General features: G+C 71.1%; 15 protein-coding genes. 7 read left to right on the forward strand and 8 right to left on the reverse strand.

Annotated features, from left to right (window positions below; translation table 11 throughout):
* Window positions 1-20: 20 nt before the first annotated feature.
* The 3 genes from ACXJLU_RS13075 to ACXJLU_RS13085 form a co-directional block, all read right to left on the reverse strand.
* Complete coding sequence (locus ACXJLU_RS13075) at window positions 21-2,207, reverse strand: DUF1631 family protein (protein WP_457331503.1); 2,187 nt, start codon at window positions 2,205-2,207, stop codon at window positions 21-23.
* 90 nt (window positions 2,208-2,297) lie between these two features.
* A complete protein-coding gene (gene groL / locus ACXJLU_RS13080; protein WP_073462299.1) occupies window positions 2,298-3,950 on the reverse strand; it encodes a chaperonin GroEL in 1,653 nt (550 codons plus the stop codon).
* Window positions 3,951-4,001: 51 nt separating this feature from the next.
* Window positions 4,002-4,292: a co-chaperone GroES gene (locus ACXJLU_RS13085; protein WP_047500101.1), complete on the reverse strand. Its 291-nt coding sequence runs from the start codon at window positions 4,290-4,292 to the stop codon at window positions 4,002-4,004.
* Between the two features lie 306 nt (window positions 4,293-4,598).
* Here ACXJLU_RS13085 and ACXJLU_RS13090 point away from each other — a divergent pair, with 306 nt between their 5' ends.
* Window positions 4,599-4,976 carry a hypothetical protein gene (locus ACXJLU_RS13090; RefSeq protein WP_457331506.1) on the forward strand — a complete coding sequence of 126 codons (378 nt, stop codon included), beginning with the start codon at window positions 4,599-4,601 and terminating at the stop codon, window positions 4,974-4,976.
* Here the strand turns inward: ACXJLU_RS13090 and ACXJLU_RS13095 are convergent.
* The 4 genes from ACXJLU_RS13095 to ACXJLU_RS13110 are packed head-to-tail and all read right to left on the reverse strand — an operon-like array spanning window position 4,973 to window position 9,257.
* Window positions 4,973-6,976, reverse strand: a complete 2,004-nt coding sequence (locus ACXJLU_RS13095) for a TFIIB-type zinc ribbon-containing protein (RefSeq protein ID WP_457331508.1) — start codon at window positions 6,974-6,976, stop codon at window positions 4,973-4,975. The two genes, ACXJLU_RS13090 and ACXJLU_RS13095, sit on opposite strands and share 4 nt — an antisense overlap.
* A 42-nt stretch (window positions 6,977-7,018) precedes the next feature.
* Window positions 7,019-7,669 (reverse strand): hypothetical protein, encoded by a 651-nt coding sequence (locus tag ACXJLU_RS13100; RefSeq protein WP_457331510.1) that lies wholly within the window; start codon window positions 7,667-7,669, stop codon window positions 7,019-7,021.
* Complete coding sequence (locus ACXJLU_RS13105) at window positions 7,666-8,943, reverse strand: NAD(P)/FAD-dependent oxidoreductase (protein ID WP_457331511.1); 1,278 nt, start codon at window positions 8,941-8,943, stop codon at window positions 7,666-7,668. The genes ACXJLU_RS13100 and ACXJLU_RS13105 overlap by 4 nt, the downstream gene beginning before the upstream one ends.
* Complete coding sequence (locus ACXJLU_RS13110) at window positions 8,940-9,257, reverse strand: c-type cytochrome (RefSeq protein ID WP_457331513.1); 318 nt, start codon at window positions 9,255-9,257, stop codon at window positions 8,940-8,942. The genes ACXJLU_RS13105 and ACXJLU_RS13110 overlap by 4 nt, the downstream gene beginning before the upstream one ends.
* A 136-nt stretch (window positions 9,258-9,393) precedes the next feature.
* Here ACXJLU_RS13110 and ACXJLU_RS13115 point away from each other — a divergent pair, with 136 nt between their 5' ends.
* The 6 genes from ACXJLU_RS13115 to soxA are packed head-to-tail and all read left to right on the forward strand — an operon-like array spanning window position 9,394 to window position 14,044.
* Window positions 9,394-9,897 carry a (2Fe-2S)-binding protein gene (locus ACXJLU_RS13115; protein ID WP_457331515.1) on the forward strand — a complete coding sequence of 168 codons (504 nt, stop codon included), beginning with the start codon at window positions 9,394-9,396 and terminating at the stop codon, window positions 9,895-9,897.
* Window positions 9,894-12,095 (forward strand): xanthine dehydrogenase family protein molybdopterin-binding subunit, encoded by a 2,202-nt coding sequence (locus tag ACXJLU_RS13120; RefSeq protein WP_457331517.1) that lies wholly within the window; start codon window positions 9,894-9,896, stop codon window positions 12,093-12,095. The genes ACXJLU_RS13115 and ACXJLU_RS13120 overlap by 4 nt, the downstream gene beginning before the upstream one ends.
* Window positions 12,095-12,511 (forward strand): sulfur oxidation c-type cytochrome SoxX, encoded by a 417-nt coding sequence (gene soxX, locus ACXJLU_RS13125; RefSeq protein ID WP_457331519.1) that lies wholly within the window; start codon window positions 12,095-12,097, stop codon window positions 12,509-12,511. Before ACXJLU_RS13120 ends, soxX begins: the two co-directional genes overlap by 1 nt.
* Window positions 12,508-12,957 (forward strand): SoxY-related AACIE arm protein, encoded by a 450-nt coding sequence (locus ACXJLU_RS13130; protein WP_457331521.1) that lies wholly within the window; start codon window positions 12,508-12,510, stop codon window positions 12,955-12,957. Before soxX ends, ACXJLU_RS13130 begins: the two co-directional genes overlap by 4 nt.
* 7 nt (window positions 12,958-12,964) lie before the next feature.
* Complete coding sequence (gene soxZ, locus ACXJLU_RS13135) at window positions 12,965-13,285, forward strand: thiosulfate oxidation carrier complex protein SoxZ (RefSeq protein ID WP_073462307.1); 321 nt, start codon at window positions 12,965-12,967, stop codon at window positions 13,283-13,285.
* A gap of 3 nt (window positions 13,286-13,288) precedes the next feature.
* Window positions 13,289-14,044, forward strand: coding sequence for a sulfur oxidation c-type cytochrome SoxA (soxA, locus tag ACXJLU_RS13140; protein WP_457331523.1), 756 nt, complete (start codon window positions 13,289-13,291; stop codon window positions 14,042-14,044).
* Window positions 14,045-14,048: 4 nt separating this feature from the next.
* Here soxA and ACXJLU_RS13145 read toward each other — a convergent pair whose 3' ends face one another.
* Entirely contained in the window at window positions 14,049-15,260 is a 1,212-nt protein-coding gene (locus tag ACXJLU_RS13145; protein WP_457331525.1) for an MFS transporter, read from the reverse strand.
* Window positions 15,261-15,266: the final 6 nt, after the last annotated feature.

A 15,266-nucleotide genomic window follows, 5' to 3' on the forward strand; every position in this document is an offset into this window, starting at 1 on the left:
TGCCGGCTCGCGGCGGCCAGTCAGCGCAGCGTCGCCAGGCTGCGCAGCATGCCGTCGACCGCGCGCTGCACCAGCGAGTAGTCGGCCAGCGGGATCAGCAGGTCGGCGCTGCGCAGCCGCTCGAGCGCGCGCAGCGTCACCGAATGCGTGCTGTCCGGTTGCTCGCCGGCGAACAGCAGCAACTGCCCGCCGTCGCTGCGCCACAGCAGCTGCAGGTGGCTCCAGCGGCCGAGCAGGAACACCCGGTAGTGCCGGCCGATCGCCATCGCGTTGACCCAGGCGGCCGCATCGTCGCCGCCCGCGGCCGGGCCGCTCGGCAGCCATTCGGCGGGCACGGTGTCCATCGAGCCGAGGTCGATCAGCGAATCGCTGAACGGCGTGCCGGTCTCGGGCACCGGCTCGACGGTTTCGTCGCGCATGCGGCGCACGAGCTCTTCCGGCGTCGGCTCGGGCTCCGCGGCGGCAACGGCCGGCCGGGCGCCCGGCTTCATTGCCTCGGTGTGGACCTCGACCAGCGCGTCGAGCGCGGCCTGCTGCTCGGCGGCCGGCAGCGCGATCAGCGCCATGCCGGCGCGCAGTTGCTGCAGCAGGCCGGGCAGCAGGCCCAGCAGGCGCAGGCGGCTTTGCGGGTGGTCGGGCAGGCGCAGGCTCCACAGCAGGTGGTCGGTGGCTTTCAGCGCGAGCCGGCTGGTCTCGGCCTCTTCGCCGTACAACGTGAACGATTCGGCCAGCACGCGGGCCCAGGTGCCGGTGACGAAGCGGCGGATCACCGGCGTGGTGCGGATCGGCGCCATCTGCTCCGTCAGCCGGTGCGCCAGCTCGCGCTGCAGCCGCTCGCGCTGCTCGGCCATCACCAGCGTCGCGATCGCACCGCGCGCGGCGACCTGCGCGTCGCGCAGCTGCTCGGCGGTGCAGGCATCGACGCGGGCGATGCTGCGGCGGTACAGCGCGGCGTCCTGCACCGGCTCGGCGAGCATCTCGTCGACCAGCCGGTCGCAGAACGCCAGGACCTGCGCCAGCCGCGGGTCGCCGGACTGCGGATAGCCGACGGCGGCGCCGGCGATGCGGTCCATCAGCTGCCACACCGGGTGGTCGTGGATCTCCATCATCTTCGGGTCGCGCAGCGCGACGCGCAGCGCCGACACCTGCAGCCGGCCCATCAGCGTGCGCAGCGCCTGCGGCAGCATCGGGTCGCCGAGGATGGTCTCGAACAGCCGCGACAGCAGCTCGATGATCTGGCGCTCGATCGTCTCGTCGGCGGCCGTGAGCAGCGAGCCGCGGAACTCGGCCAGCCGCGACGACGGCGTGCCGGCGCGATCGGCCGCGTCGGGGTCGTTGCCGGTGCCGGTGCCGGCCGGCAGGCGCGACAGCATCGCCTCGATGCGGGCGAGCGCCTGTTCGAGCGCCGGTCCGAGCGCGGCGCCGCGGCCGGTGGCGGCTGGCCGTTCGGACGGCGAAGACGGCGCGGTGGTGGGATCGCCGCCCGGCATGCTGCGCACCAGGCCTTCGAGCGCGCCGGGCATCGTCACGTCGACCTCCGGCTTGCGCGCGGCACCGGCGCCGGGCGCGAACACCACGGTGCGGTAGATGCTCGGCTCGATGCCCTGCGATTCGAGGCGCGAGCAGGCGGCGGCCCAGGCCATGCGCAGCAGCGGCGTCATCGCGGTCGAGGCCACGCGCAGCAGGATGGCCTGCTGCACCGGCTTGTCGGTCACGTCGCCAGCGGCGTCCCACAGCGCGTGCGCGTAGGCGAGCGGGCGCAGCGGGTTCGACTCGGCGGTGGTGTGGGCCTGGCCGCGCAGCGTCGAGGTGAAGGTCTGCAGTTCGCGCAGTTCCCATTCGGTGCCGGTGTCGATCTGCTGCACCGCGCGCGAGATCTCGATGTCGGATTCGACGCGGCCTTCGTCCATCAGCTGCAGGCCCGAGAGGCTGCTCGGCCCGGAGGGCGTGGGGGCAGTGGTGTCGGCGGGTTCGAGGTCGGCCAGCACGCGCTGGCGCAGCGCGTCGACGAAGGCGCGCTGGAAACGCCCGGCATGCTGCTGCAGCAGCTCGACGAGATCGAAATGGTGCTGGCGCTCGCTCGCGAGCAGTTGATCGCGCGGGCGGCGCAGCTGCTCGACCACCGCGGCCATCGTGCGGGCGATCAGGTCGGGCGCACGGCCCAGTTCATCGTCGATGAAGCGCTTCAGCAGGGGGGCGGTCGGCATTGCGATATTGTGCCGCCCGCGGCCAAGGGGAGGCGCCAATGAAAAAGGGCTGCCGAAGCAGCCCTTTCGAGTTGGCGAGGTGCCAGGACCTTACATGTCCATGCCCATGCCGCCCATGCCACCCATGCCGCCACCGGGCATGCCGCCACCGGCGCCGGCTTCGTCCTTCGGAGCCTCGGCGATCATCGCCTCGGTCGTCAGCATCAGCGAGGCCACCGACGCGGCGTTCTGCAGCGCGGTGCGGGTCACCTTGGTCGGATCCAGGATGCCCATCTCGATCATGTCGCCGTAGGTGTCGTTGGCTGCATTGAAGCCGTAGTTGCCCTTGCCGTTCAGCACGGCATTGACGACCACGCTGGCTTCGCCGCCGGCGTTGTAGACGATCTCGCGCAGCGGCGCTTCGATCGCGCGCAGCACCAGCTTGATGCCGGCTTCCTGGTCAGGGTTGTCACCCTTGATGGTGCCGGCCGCCTGCTTGGCACGCAGCAGGGCCACGCCGCCACCGGCCACGATGCCTTCTTCGACGGCGGCACGGGTCGCGTGCAGCGCATCTTCGACGCGGGCCTTCTTTTCCTTCATCTCGACTTCGGTCGCAGCGCCGACCTTGATCACCGCAACACCGCCGGCCAGCTTGGCCACGCGCTCTTGCAGCTTTTCACGGTCGTAGTCGCTGGTGGCTTCTTCGATCTGCACGCGCACTTGCTTGACGCGGGCTTCGATGTCGGCACCGGCACCGGCGCCGTCGATGATGGTGGTGTTTTCCTTGCCCACTTCGATGCGCTTGGCCTGGCCCAGGTCGGCCAGCGTGACCTTCTCGAGCGTCAGGCCGACTTCTTCGGCGATGACCTTGCCGCCGGTCAGGATGGCGATGTCTTCCAGCATGGCCTTGCGGCGGTCGCCGAAGCCCGGAGCCTTGACGGCGACGACCTTCAGGATGCCGCGGATCGTGTTGACCACCAGGGTCGCCAGCGCTTCGCCTTCGACTTCTTCAGCGATGATCAGCAGCGGACGGCCGGCCTTGGCGACTTGCTCCAGCACCGGCAGCAGGTCGCGGATGTTGCTGATCTTCTTGTCGAACAGCAGCACGAACGGGTTGTCCAGCAACGCCGATTGCTTCTCGGGGTTGTTGATGAAGTACGGCGACAGGTAGCCGCGGTCGAACTGCATGCCTTCGACGACTTCGAGTTCGCTCTCGAGCGACTTGCCGTCTTCGACGGTGATGACGCCTTCCTTGCCGACCTTGTCCATCGCGTCAGCGATGATCTTGCCGATGGTTTCGTCGCTGTTGGCCGAGATCGAGCCGACTTGCGCGATTTCCTTCGAGGTCGTGGTGGCCTTCGAGGCCTTCTTCAGCTGCTCGACCAGAGCCGTGACGGCCTTGTCGATGCCGCGCTTCAGGTCCATCGGGTTCATGCCGGCGGCCACGTACTTCATGCCTTCGCGGATGATGGCCTGGGCCAGCACGGTGGCGGTGGTGGTGCCGTCACCGGCGATGTCGCTGGTCTTGGAAGCGACTTCCTTGACCATCTGCGCGCCCATGTTCTGGAGCTTGTCCTTCAGCTCGATCTCCTTGGCGACCGAGACACCGTCCTTCGTGACGGTGGGGGCGCCGAACGAGCGCTCGAGGACCACGTTGCGGCCCTTCGGGCCCAGGGTCACCTTGACGGCGTTGGCGAGGATGTTGACACCCTCGACCATGCGTGCGCGGGCTTCGCCGCCGAAGACTACGTCTTTTGCTGCCATGTTCTTTTCTCCGAATTCAGTGTTGAGGTGGTGGAGCCGGTGCGGGGAGAATTACTTCTCGACCACGGCGAAGAGGTCTTCTTCGCGCATCACCAGCAGTTCCTTGCCGCCGTCCTTGACGACCTGGCCGCTGTACTTGCCGAACAGCACGCGGTCGCCGACCTTGACGTTCAGGGCCACGAAGTCGCCCTTCTCGTTGCGCTTGCCGGGGCCGATGGCCAGCACGATGCCTTGCTCGGGCTTCTCGGTGGCGGCGTCGGGGATGACGATGCCGGAAGCGGTCTTGGTTTCTGCTTCAACGCGCTCGACAATCACGCGATCGTGCAACGGGCGAAATTTCATGGCTTCTCCTTGATGTCTCAAATGGGACTTCTGGTGGGCAACGAGGCAAGTGGGCGCTCGTTGACTTGACAGAACATCGGCACCCGAAGGCACCTGGATGTCGTTAGCACTCAAGTTGGATGAGTGCTAGCAGACCAGAATTATAGGGGCAGAGCGTGACGGTTCAAGGGGCGGGGTCTTCATCAGCCAGCGCAGCTTGCGCAAGCCCGGCAGGACAGAAGCCTCGGTCTGCTACCAATACAAGCGGGCGAACCCGTACCGGAGCCGCGCTATCCTTGGCGCTTCCTTCACGACTCCCTTTCAACCATGCTGATCGCGATCGTCGGCGGCGTGCTGGCCGCCCTGGGTTTGCTGTCTGCCGTCGCGCTGGTGGCGGCCCCGCTGGGTTTGTCCGCCACGTCGCCCGGCTTGACGCTGTGGGTGCTGTTCCCGCTCTTCACGCTGGTCGGCTACGCGCTGCTGGTCGCAGGCAGCCGCGATCCGGCGGTGAAGCTGCCGACGCTCGTGCTGGCCGTGCCGCTGTTGCTGCTGGCGCTGGCCGCCGCGGTGGCGCTGGTGGCCGGCGCGGCCGGCTGGTGGGCCATCGGCGGCGAGGCCGGATCCGCCCCGCTGTGGTACGTGCTGGTGCTGGGCGGCGTGCTCGGCGCGATCGGCACCGCGGCCTTCGGCCGCCGCGCTGACTAACCGAAGCGCTTGAAGAACAAGCCCGTGTAGAGCCGGGCGCCGAATGCGAAGCCGAAGGTCAGCAGCACCGACAGCGCGAGGTACATGCCGACCAGCAGCACCGATGCCGCGCCTTCGCCGCGCCCGGCCACGAAGCTGCCGACGGCACCGACCGTCAGCGCGGCGATGACCGCCCGGCGCTCGCCCAGCCCTCGGGCCAGCGTGCAGAAGATCGCGAAGGCCGTGACCAGGCCGACGAGTTCGAGCGCATGCCGGCGCGGCGTCGTCAGCGACGACCACCGCTCGCCCCACGTGAGCCTGGGTGGCCTGGCTGAAGGGCCAGAAGGACCCTTCAGCGCATCGGCGACCAGGCGATCGGTGACGGCGTCGAAGCCACCCGGTGTCTGCAGGCCCTCGTCGGTCCACTGCAGATCCGTGGCTTCACCGCTGCGCAGCTTCTGCATCGCGGTGCGCCAGGTGTCATCCTGGTCCGATGGCGACACAGTCGTCCGGCAGAACAGGGTCACGCTGGCGCCGGGTGCCAGCACCGGATTCGCGCCGCGCGCCGGGTGGCAGCGCCAGTTCACGCCCGACCGGTGGTTGAGCGGAATACGCACCGCGAGCTTCTGGGCCAGGATCGTGAAGCTGCCGGTGTTCTGCACACTCAAGGCCCACAGCGCGGCGGTGCGCGACGGGGACTGGATCCACACGTTCGGCGCCGCCGGCGCGAGGCGGCCGCCGAACTCCGCGGCCTCGTCGCCGAGCTGCGGTTCGTTGGCCACCGGATCGGGCTTCAGGCTGCGCGACAGCTCGGCATGCCAGCGGCCGGCGATGTCGCGGTGGCGCGCCGCCTGCGGCAGCGTGTCGTCGATGACCTGCCCCAGCGTGGCGGTGGCCGGCAGGTGCTCGCCGCCGAGCTGCCGCAGGTGAACGGCGAACAGCCCGCGGCGCAGTGCCAGCAGGCCGTTGCGGTCGCCGGGCGCCAGGTCGCGCCACGCCGGCAGCAGGGCCCACGCCGATCCCGGACGGGCGCCCAGCCGCTGCGCGCGCAGGGCCTCCATCGGGTCGCGTCCCGGCCAGTGCAGGTCGGCGAGGATGAACACCGCGACGGCCCAGGCCGCGGCCTGGATCATCAGCAGCGGTGTCCATCCCGACAGCATCGATCGGCGTGCCCCACGTGCTGTGGCCTCGGTCGATGCGGGGGGCGACGAGCGCGGGCGGCGCGTGCTGGGGTAGCGCGCCAGCCGCTTCGCCTCGATGTCTGCCGCCGCCGCGAGGTCGGCCTCGGCCGCTTCGAGCAGCGGGTCGATGTCGGGCAGGTTGTGCGCGACGACGATGTGGCCGCAGTGTCCGCACTGCGTGTCGCGTGCCGGGTCGAGCGCGGACCCGCAGGCGCGGCACGGCCACGCGGTGGCATGGCCGATGGCCCGCGGCGAGGCCCCCATGCCGTCCAGCTGCAGGCGCAGCGAATGCGCCAGCCGCGGCATGTCGATCACCACCAGCGCGGTGCCGCACCAGCTGCAGTGGTCGTCGCCGGCCGAGGCCGCGCCGCCGCAGTTCAGGCAGTGCAGCGCGTGCTTCTCCTGCGCGAGCGCCTGCCGCTCGGCGACACCCAGCGGCCGCACCAGGCCGCGCTCGGCCAGCAGGCCGCTGTGGCTGTGCAGGTGGCCGTGGCGGCGCGGGCATTCGAGCGCGGCGAACAGGCCGAAGCGCGACCGGTTCTGCACCCGCTTCAGCGTCGCGGCGCAGCGCGGGCAGGCCGGGTGCGCCACCTGGGCCTCGGCCAGCGGACGGCCGGTGCCGGCTTCCATCTCGCGCAGCAGCCGCACCCAGCCGAAGCTGTCGAGCTGGACCGATTCGAACTCGTCGAACCACACCAGGCGGCAGTCCAGGCAGTGCTCCACCGTGACCGGCTGCCCCTTGTGCGAGGACAGCGACAGCACGCGCATCGGCGTGCTGCAGCGCGGGCAGGCGATGCGCCGGGCGGGTATCGGGGCGGTGGTCTCGGGCAGGGCGCTCACGGCTGCGATTCTCGACGACGGCCGCGGCCGCGTCAGTGCACTTCAGCGCAGTTTCGCGATCGCCCGTGCCGCCAGCCGGCCGGCGCTCACCACCTGCGGATGCGGGTGCAGCGTGCACAGCTCGGCGATGACCCCGAGCGCGCGCGAGGGCCGCTTCTCGATCTCGACCGCGACCGCCTCGCCGAGGAAGAAATCCGGATCGGTGACCAGCCGGCGCAGCAACGCCGTGTCGCTCAGGTCCAGCGACGGCACCAGCGCCATCGCGACCTCGTGGCCGGCGCCGCCACCGATCAGCTCGCCGATCCAGCGCGACAGGCCGGCCTGGTCGTTTGCGACCGGCGAGCACGCCGGGTGCAGTTCGCTGAGCCAGGTCTGCTGCCGCTTCGCGTCGTCGGCGGCCGCGAGGAAGTCATCGAGCGACGCGTAGACGATGCGCGAATCGTCGTCATGGGCCAGGTAGAACACGCTGCCCTTGAGCGGCGAGCGGCTGGCGTAGATGTGGTGATTGCTGGTCTCCGGGTCGTCGAGCACGATGCCGCCGAGCGCCGCGACGATCGGGTGGTACGTGAGCAGGCCGGTCCATTCGGTGGCCTGGGCGCGATCGAGCAGGTTCAGTTCGACGTCGAACCGGCCGGCGTAGTCGCCGACGGCGATGCGGGCGAACCAGGGGTCGAGTTCGGCAGGAAGGCTCATGTGCCCAAAGTATCGGCCCAGATGTTGCGCGCCCACGCGCCGGCATACGCGCCCTCGGCCTCGTTGCGCTGCGCCGAGACGCCGCCGGCGCCCGCCACCGGCTTGAAGGTCGACTCCGCCGCGACGTACTCGTGCACGCTCGCGACGTGGATCGCGTTGGTCTCGTCGACGAAGCTGTAGCAGGTGTTCGTCAGCATCGGGTGCGCGTCGACCGCGATGCCCGACAGCTGCGCGACGATCGCCGCGGCCGCCACCTTGGCGTGCGCGTTCGCCATGTGCGCGCTCTTCGGCATGCCGGGGGCGATCTGGATCGCGTCGCCGAGCACGTGCACGTCCTGCGCGACCGTCGAGCCGAAGTCGATGAAGTTCACGCGGCACCAGCGGTTGACCGCATTGGCCAGCCCGCTCTTCACCGCGAGTGAGCCGGCGCGCATCGGCGGCAGCACGTTCAGCACGTCGGCCCGCACCGCATCCTGCAGCTCGATGCGCAGCGTGCCGGCCGCCGCATCGACGCCGATCACCTTGTGCTGCGGCCGGTACTCGACGATGCCGGGGTACAGGTCGCGCCACGCGGCCTTGAAGAGCGCGGGCTTCGAGACGACGTCGGCATTGGCGTCGAGGATCAGCAGCTTCGAGCGCGGCTTCGCGCGCCGGAAGTACGCGGCCACCACGCAGGCCCGCTCGTACGGCCCGGGCGGGCAGCGGTAGGGCGACTCGGGGATCGTGATCGCGAACACGCCGCCGTCGGGCATCGCCTCGAGCTGGCGGCGCAGCGCCAGCGTCTCGGGCCCGGCCTTCCAGGCCTGCAGCACGCGGCCGTCGTCGTGCGCGCGGCGCAAGCCCTCGACCTCGTCGAACATCAGCTCGATGCCGGGCGACAGCACCAGCTTGTCGTAGCTGATGGTCGCGCCAGAGGCGAGCGTCACCTGCTTGCGTGCGGCGTCGATCGCGGCGGCCTCGTCGCGCACCCGGCGCACGCCGTGGCGCCCGGTGAGCGCGTCGTACGACAGCGTCAGCTCGGCCAGCGTGCGCGTGCCGCCCAGCACCAGGTTGGAGCCTGGGCAGGACACGAAGCGTGGCTGCGGCTCGATCATCACCACGTCGATGCGCTGCTGCGACAGCAGCCGCACATAGCGCGCCGCGGTGGCGCCGCCGAAGCCGCCGCCGATCACCACCACCTGCGCGCGCGCCGGCACGGCGGCCGGTGCCGCGCAGCCGACCATGCCGGTGGTCGCGAGCGCGCCGGCGGTCGCGAGCAGGTCGCGGCGCTTCATCGGGTTTGCGCGGCGAACCAGCCGGCCAGTTGCGAGAGTTGTGCCGGCGTGTAGCCCTTGGCGAGCTGCGGCATCACGGTGCCGGGGCGGCTTCCATCGCGAAACCCGATGAGTCGCGCGAGCAGGTCGTCGCGCTCGCGGCCACCCAGGCCGACGATCGCGCTGCCCGGTGCCGGGCGCCCCTCGGTGCCGTGGCAGGCGGCGCAGGTGGCGGCCAGCGAGCGCAGCGCGAGCTCGTCGGCCGAGGGTGCGGCCACGGCGCTGAACGCCGGAGCGAGCGCGAGCGCCAGCCAGGCGGATTGCTGCAAGGTCATGCGGGTGTCTCCTCCACGCGAAGCACGCATCTTCGATGCGGCAAAGAATCCTACGGTTTTCGTCCCCTATGGGCAGCAGGGGCTTCGGCCTGGGGCGCTCCTGAGAGATGCTCCGTCGCCACCTCAGGAGAGACCCATGCCCCGATTGAACGTCAACGGAAGCGTCCGCGAGTTCGATGCCGAGCCCGAGACACCGCTGCTGTGGGTGCTGCGCGAGCAGCTGGAGCTGACCGGCACCAAGTACGGCTGCGGCATCGCGCAGTGCGGCGCCTGCACCGTGCACCTCGACGGCGTGCCGACGCGCAGCTGCGTGCGGCCGGTCTCGACGGTGGGGCCCGACGAAAAGATCGTGACGATCGAGGGGCTGGCATCGAACGCCTCGCACCCGATCCAGAAGGCCTGGGCCGCGCTCGACGTGCCGCAGTGCGGCTACTGCCAGTCCGGGATGATCATGGCCGCCGCGGCCTTGCTGAAGGCCAAGCCGCGGCCGACCGATGCCGACATCGACGACGCGATGACCAACATCTGCCGCTGCGGCACCTACAACCGGGTGCGCGCGGCGATCAAGGCAGCAGCGCTGGGGGGCGACCCGAAGCAGGCGGGGCTGAACATCGTGCACATCGCCGGGAGCAAGGCATGAGCGCGCCCGTTCTGTCGCGGCGCGGCTTCCTCGCCGGGTCGGCGGCGACCGGGCTGGTCGTCGCGTTCCACATTCCGTTCGCCGACGAAGCCGCCGCGCAAGCCGCGACGCCGGCCGTCGCGACGCCGGAGATCAACGCCTGGGTCGTCGTGCAGCCGGACGAGACCATCGTGATCCGCATCGCCCGCTCGGAGATGGGCCAGGGCTCGCTGACCGGCCTCGCGCAGCTGGTGGCCGAGGAGCTCGACTGCGACTGGTCGCGCGTGAAGACCGAGTACCCGACGCCCGGCCAGAGCCTCGCGCGCAAGCGCGTCTGGGGCAACTTCTCGACCGGCGGCAGCCGCGGCATCCGCGAATCGCACGACTACGTGCGCAAGGGCGGCGCGATCGCCCGCACGATGCTCGTGCAGGCCGCGGCCGACGGTTGGCAGGTGCCGGCCGCGCAGTGCCAGGTCGACAAGGGCGTGATCACGCACGTGGCGAGCGGCCGCAAGACGACCTACGGCAAGGTCGCGCTGGCGGCGGCCCAGCTGACGCCGCCGGCCGACGTGGCGCTGAAGGACCCGAAGGACTGGAAGCTCGCCGGCAAGCGCCTGGCGCGGCTGGACACGCGCGGCAAGCTCGACGGCTCGCAGGTCTATGGTTCCGACCTGAGGATGCCCGGCATGCTGAACGCGGCGATCCGCGACTGCCCGGTGTTCGGCGGCAAGCTCGCGAGCTTCGACGCGGCGGCCATCGCCGGCAAACCCGGCGTGAAGAAGGTGCTGCGCGTCGGCGACAGCGCAGTCGCGGTCGTCGCCGACACCTGGTGGCGCGCGAAGTCGGCGCTCGATGCGCTGCCGGTGGTCTGGGACGAAGGCCCGAACGCGAAGATCGGCAGCGCCGAGATCGCCGCGACGCTGAAGGCCGGGCTCGATGCGCCGGAGGCGGCGGTGGGCAATTCGAACGGCGATGCGCGGGCGGCGCTGGCGTCGGCCGCGCGCGTCGTCGAGGCGGTCTACGCCTACCCGTTCCAGAACCACGCGACGATGGAGACGATGAACGCGACGGCGAAGTTCACGCCCGCGACCGATGGCGCTCCCGCACGCTGCGAGGTCTGGACGCCGACGCAGAACGGCGAGGCCGCGCACGCCGCCACGGTCGAGGCGTCGGGGTTGCCGGCCGGCCAGTGCGAGGTCTACAAGCTGCTGCTCGGCGGTGGCTTCGGCCGGCGTGGCGCGGTGCACGACTGGGTGCACCAGGTGGTCGCGATCGCGAAGGAGATGCCGGGCACGCCGGTCAAGCTGATCTGGTCGCGCGAAGAAGACATGACGCACGGCCGCTACCATCCGATCACGCAGTGCAAGCTGCGCGCCGGCTTCGATGCGGCCGGCAGCCTGACGGCGCTGCACATGCGGATCTCGGGCCAGTCGATCCTGGCCGGCGTGTTCCCGCAGAACATCCGCGACGGCAAGGACCCGGTGGTATTCCAGGGCCTGAACGCGCCCGGCCCCGAGGCGTCGATCGGCTACGGCGTGCCGAACCTGCTGATCGACCATGCGATGCGCAACCCGCATGTGCCGCCGGGCTTCTGGCGCGGCGTGAACCTGAACCAGAACACGATCTACCTCGAGTGCTTCATCGACGAGCTGGCGCATGCGACGAAGCAGGACCCGCTCTCGTTTCGCCGCAAGCTGATGACGCAGCACCCGAAGCACCTCGCAGTGCTGAACGCCGCGGCCGAGCGCGCCGGCTGGGGCAAGCCGGCCCCGAAGGGCGTGTACCGCGGGATCGCGCAGACGATGGGCTTCGGCAGCTATGTCGCCGCGGTGGCCGAGGTGTCGGTCGACAAGGAGGGCAAGCTGAAGGTGCATCGCATCGTCGCGGCCACCGACCCCGGGCACGCCGTCAACCCGCAGCAGATCGAGGCGCAGGTCGAGGGCTCGTTCGTCTACGGGCTGTCGGCTGCGCTGTACGGCGGCTGCACCGTGAAGGACGGGCGCATCGAGCAGACGAATTTCGACACCTACCCGGTGCTGCACCTCGACGAGATGCCGAAGGTCGAGACGGTGGTGATGCCGTCCGGCGGCTTCTGGGGCGGGGTCGGTGAACCGACCATCGCGGTCGCGGCGCCGGCGGTGCTGAACGCGATCTTCGCGGCCACCGGGCAGCGCATCCGCGAGCTGCCGCTGAAGAACCATTCGCTGAAGAAGGCCTGATGCGGGCGATGGCGATGGGCTCGGTGGCGGTGCTGATGGCGGCGTGTGCGGCCACCCCGCCGCGCGACGCGATGCCGCAGCCGCTCACCGCGGTGCCCGGCGATGCGGTGCGGGGGCGCGCGATCGTCGCGAGCCGGCAGGCCGGGTTGTGCCTGCTGTGTCACCCGGCGCCGATCGCGGAGGAACGCTTCCAGGGCAACCTCGCGCCTGACCTGGCCGGTGCGGGCGCACGTTGGTCGGCGGCGCAACTGCGGCTGCGCGTCGTCGATGCGCGTCAGCTGAACCCGCAGACGATCATGCCGCCATACCACGACACCGACGGCCTGCAGCGCGTCGGCGCGGCTTGGCAGGGTCGGGCGGTGCTCGACGCACAGCAGGTCGAGGATGTGGTGGCCTGGCTGGTGACGCTGCAGTGAACCCCGCACTGCATCGCCGCGAGCTGTTGCAGTTCGGCCTTGCCGCCGGCGGCCTGCTGCTGGTGCGGCCGGCACGCGCGACCAGCTTCGAGATGCAGTCGGTGATCGCCGACTACGCGTCCGGCGCGCCGGTGAAGAAGGGGCGCGTCACGTTCGACATCCCGCCGCTGGTCGAGAACGGCAACGGCGTGCCGATCACCGTCAGCGTCGACAGCCCGATGACCGCGGCCGAGCACGTGACCGGCATCGCGGTGTTCAACGAGCGCAATCCGCAGCGCGACGTGGTGCGCTTCACGCTCGGGCCGCGCGCCGGGCGCGCGGTGGTGTCGACGCGCATCCGGCTCGCGACCTCGCAGCAGCTGGTCGCGGTGGCGCGGCTGAGCGACGGCACGTTCTGGTCGCAGGGCGTCGACGTGCTGGTCACGCTGGCCGCCTGCCTGGAGTGATGGCGCGATGGCCCGCACGCTGATCACCGCCCCGAGCACCGCGAAGCGCGGCGAGGTGATCGAGTTGCGCACGCTGATCGCGCACCCGATGGAAACCGGCTTCCGGCCCGGCGCCGACGGCCTGCTGCTGCCGCGCAACCTGATCACGCGCTTCAGCTGCCGCTACAACGGCGAACTGGTGTTCAGCGCCGATCTGCATGCCGCGATGGCGGCCAATCCGTACATCGCGTTCTTCACCACCGCCACCGAGAGCGGCACGCTGAGCTTCAGCTGGGAAGGCGACCACGGTTTCGCGCAGACCGAGACCGTGTCGCTCAGCGTGACCTGAGCGATGCGGCGCGCGCTGTGGCTGATCCTGCTGGTCGCGACGGTGGCGTCCGCGCAGCAGGCGCGCCGCTCCGGCTTCGAGGACATGAGCCCGTCGACGCAGGCGATGCAGCGCGACGATGCGCAGAACCCGGCGATGCTGTGGGCCCAGGACGGCGCGGCGCTGTGGGCGCGCGCGCCGTCGCCTTCAGCACAGGCCTGTGCCGGCTGCCATGGCGATGCCCGCGAATCGATGCGCGGCGTGGCGGCGCGCTACCCGGCGTATGACGACGCGCTCGCGCGTCCGGTCGACCTCGCCGCGCGCATCAACCGGTGCCGCGCGACGCGCCAGGGTGCGACGCCGTTCGCGCCCGACAGCCAGGAGCTGCTGGCGCTCGAGAGTCACGTCGCGTTGCAATCGCGCGGGCTGCCGATCGAGCCACCCGCCGACGCGCGCCTGCTGCCGTGGCGCGAGCGCGGCGAGGGGCTGTACCGCGCGCGCATCGGCCAGCTGAACCTGTCGTGCGCGCAGTGCCACGACGAGCGCGCCGGGCTGCGGCTCGGCGGCGGCCTGATCCCGCAGGGCCACGCGAACGGCTACCCGCTGTACCGCCTGGAGTGGCAGGGCGTCGGCTCGCTGCTGCGGCGCATCCGCAATTGCATGACCGGCGTGCGTGCGCAGCCGCTGGCTTCCGAGTCGCCGGAGTTCGCGGCGCTCGCGGCCTACCTCGCGTGGCGCGACCGCGGCATGCCGATGGAATCGCCCGCGGTGCGCCCCTGAAGGCTCAGCGCGCGGCGCGCAGCGAGGCGACCAGCGCGGCCAGCGCCATCACGACCAGCAGGCCACCATACGCGAGCGTCGTCGTGTGCAGGCCGAACAGGCCGGTGCTCAGCCCGGCAATGATGGCCGGCACGCTGAACGCCAGGTAGCTCAACGCGAAGAAGCCGGCCATCAGCCCCGCGCGTTCGTGCGGCGCCGCCAGCGGCACCAGGCTGCGCACCGCGCCGTTGAAGCCGGCGCCGAAACCGAGTCCGGCCACCAGCGTGCCGCCGAAGAACGCGAGCCCCGAGCCGGCGTGCACGCCGACCAGCGTCAACGACAGGCCGAGCACCAGCGCCAGCGCGCTGCCGGTCAGCACCGCGGGCGCCGGGCGCAAGCGCACCCAGCCGATCGCCGCGGCGCCGGCCAGCACCAGCGTCGCGATCAGCGCGCCTCCGGTCAGCGGCGCGGGCGTGCCGGTCACCAGCTTCGCGAGCGTCGGCCCGAGCGACAGGTAGAAGCCACCGAGCGCCCAGCTCGCGGTGTTGAGCGGCAGGATCCTCCACAGCGTGGCGCGCGCCGCGGCCGGAATCGCGATGCGCGGACGCAGCGATTGCCAGACGCCCGGCCGGCGCGTCACCGTGTCGGGCAGGAACAGCGCGGCGAAGGTCTGCGCGGCGAGGATCGCCAGCAGCAGCTCGAACACCAGGTGCATCGGTGCCGGCGCGAACTGCACCAGCGCGCTCGCGCCGAGTGCGCCGGCGGCCATGCCGAACATCGGCGCGACGCTGTTGAACAGCGCGCCGCGGCTCGGGCTCAGGTCGAGCAGCGTCGCGCTCAGCGCGCTGGTCGCGATGCCGGTCGCGAAGCCCTGCACGATGCGCGCCGCGAGCAGCCAGCCGGCCGATTCGGCACGCCAGAACAGCACGATCGACAGCAGCTCGATGAACAGCGAGGCGAGGATCACGGCGCGCCGGCCGAGGTGGTCGGACAAGGGGCCGAACACCAGCAGCGCGGCGAGCAGCGCGAAGGCGTAGCTGGAGAAGATCACCGTCAGCGCGAGCGGGCTGAAACCCCAGGCCTCGCGGTACAGCGCGTACAGCGGCGAGGGCGCGCTGGAGGCGGCCAGGAAGCTGATGACCAGCGAGACCGTCAGCCACAGCGAGGCGGTGGCGCCGAGGCGCAGTCCGGGCGCGCGGAGGGCGGCGGGCGCAGGGGCGAGTGCGGGCGTGGTCATGTCGGC

It is taken from the genome of Rhizobacter sp. P5_C2 (assembly GCF_054049715.1).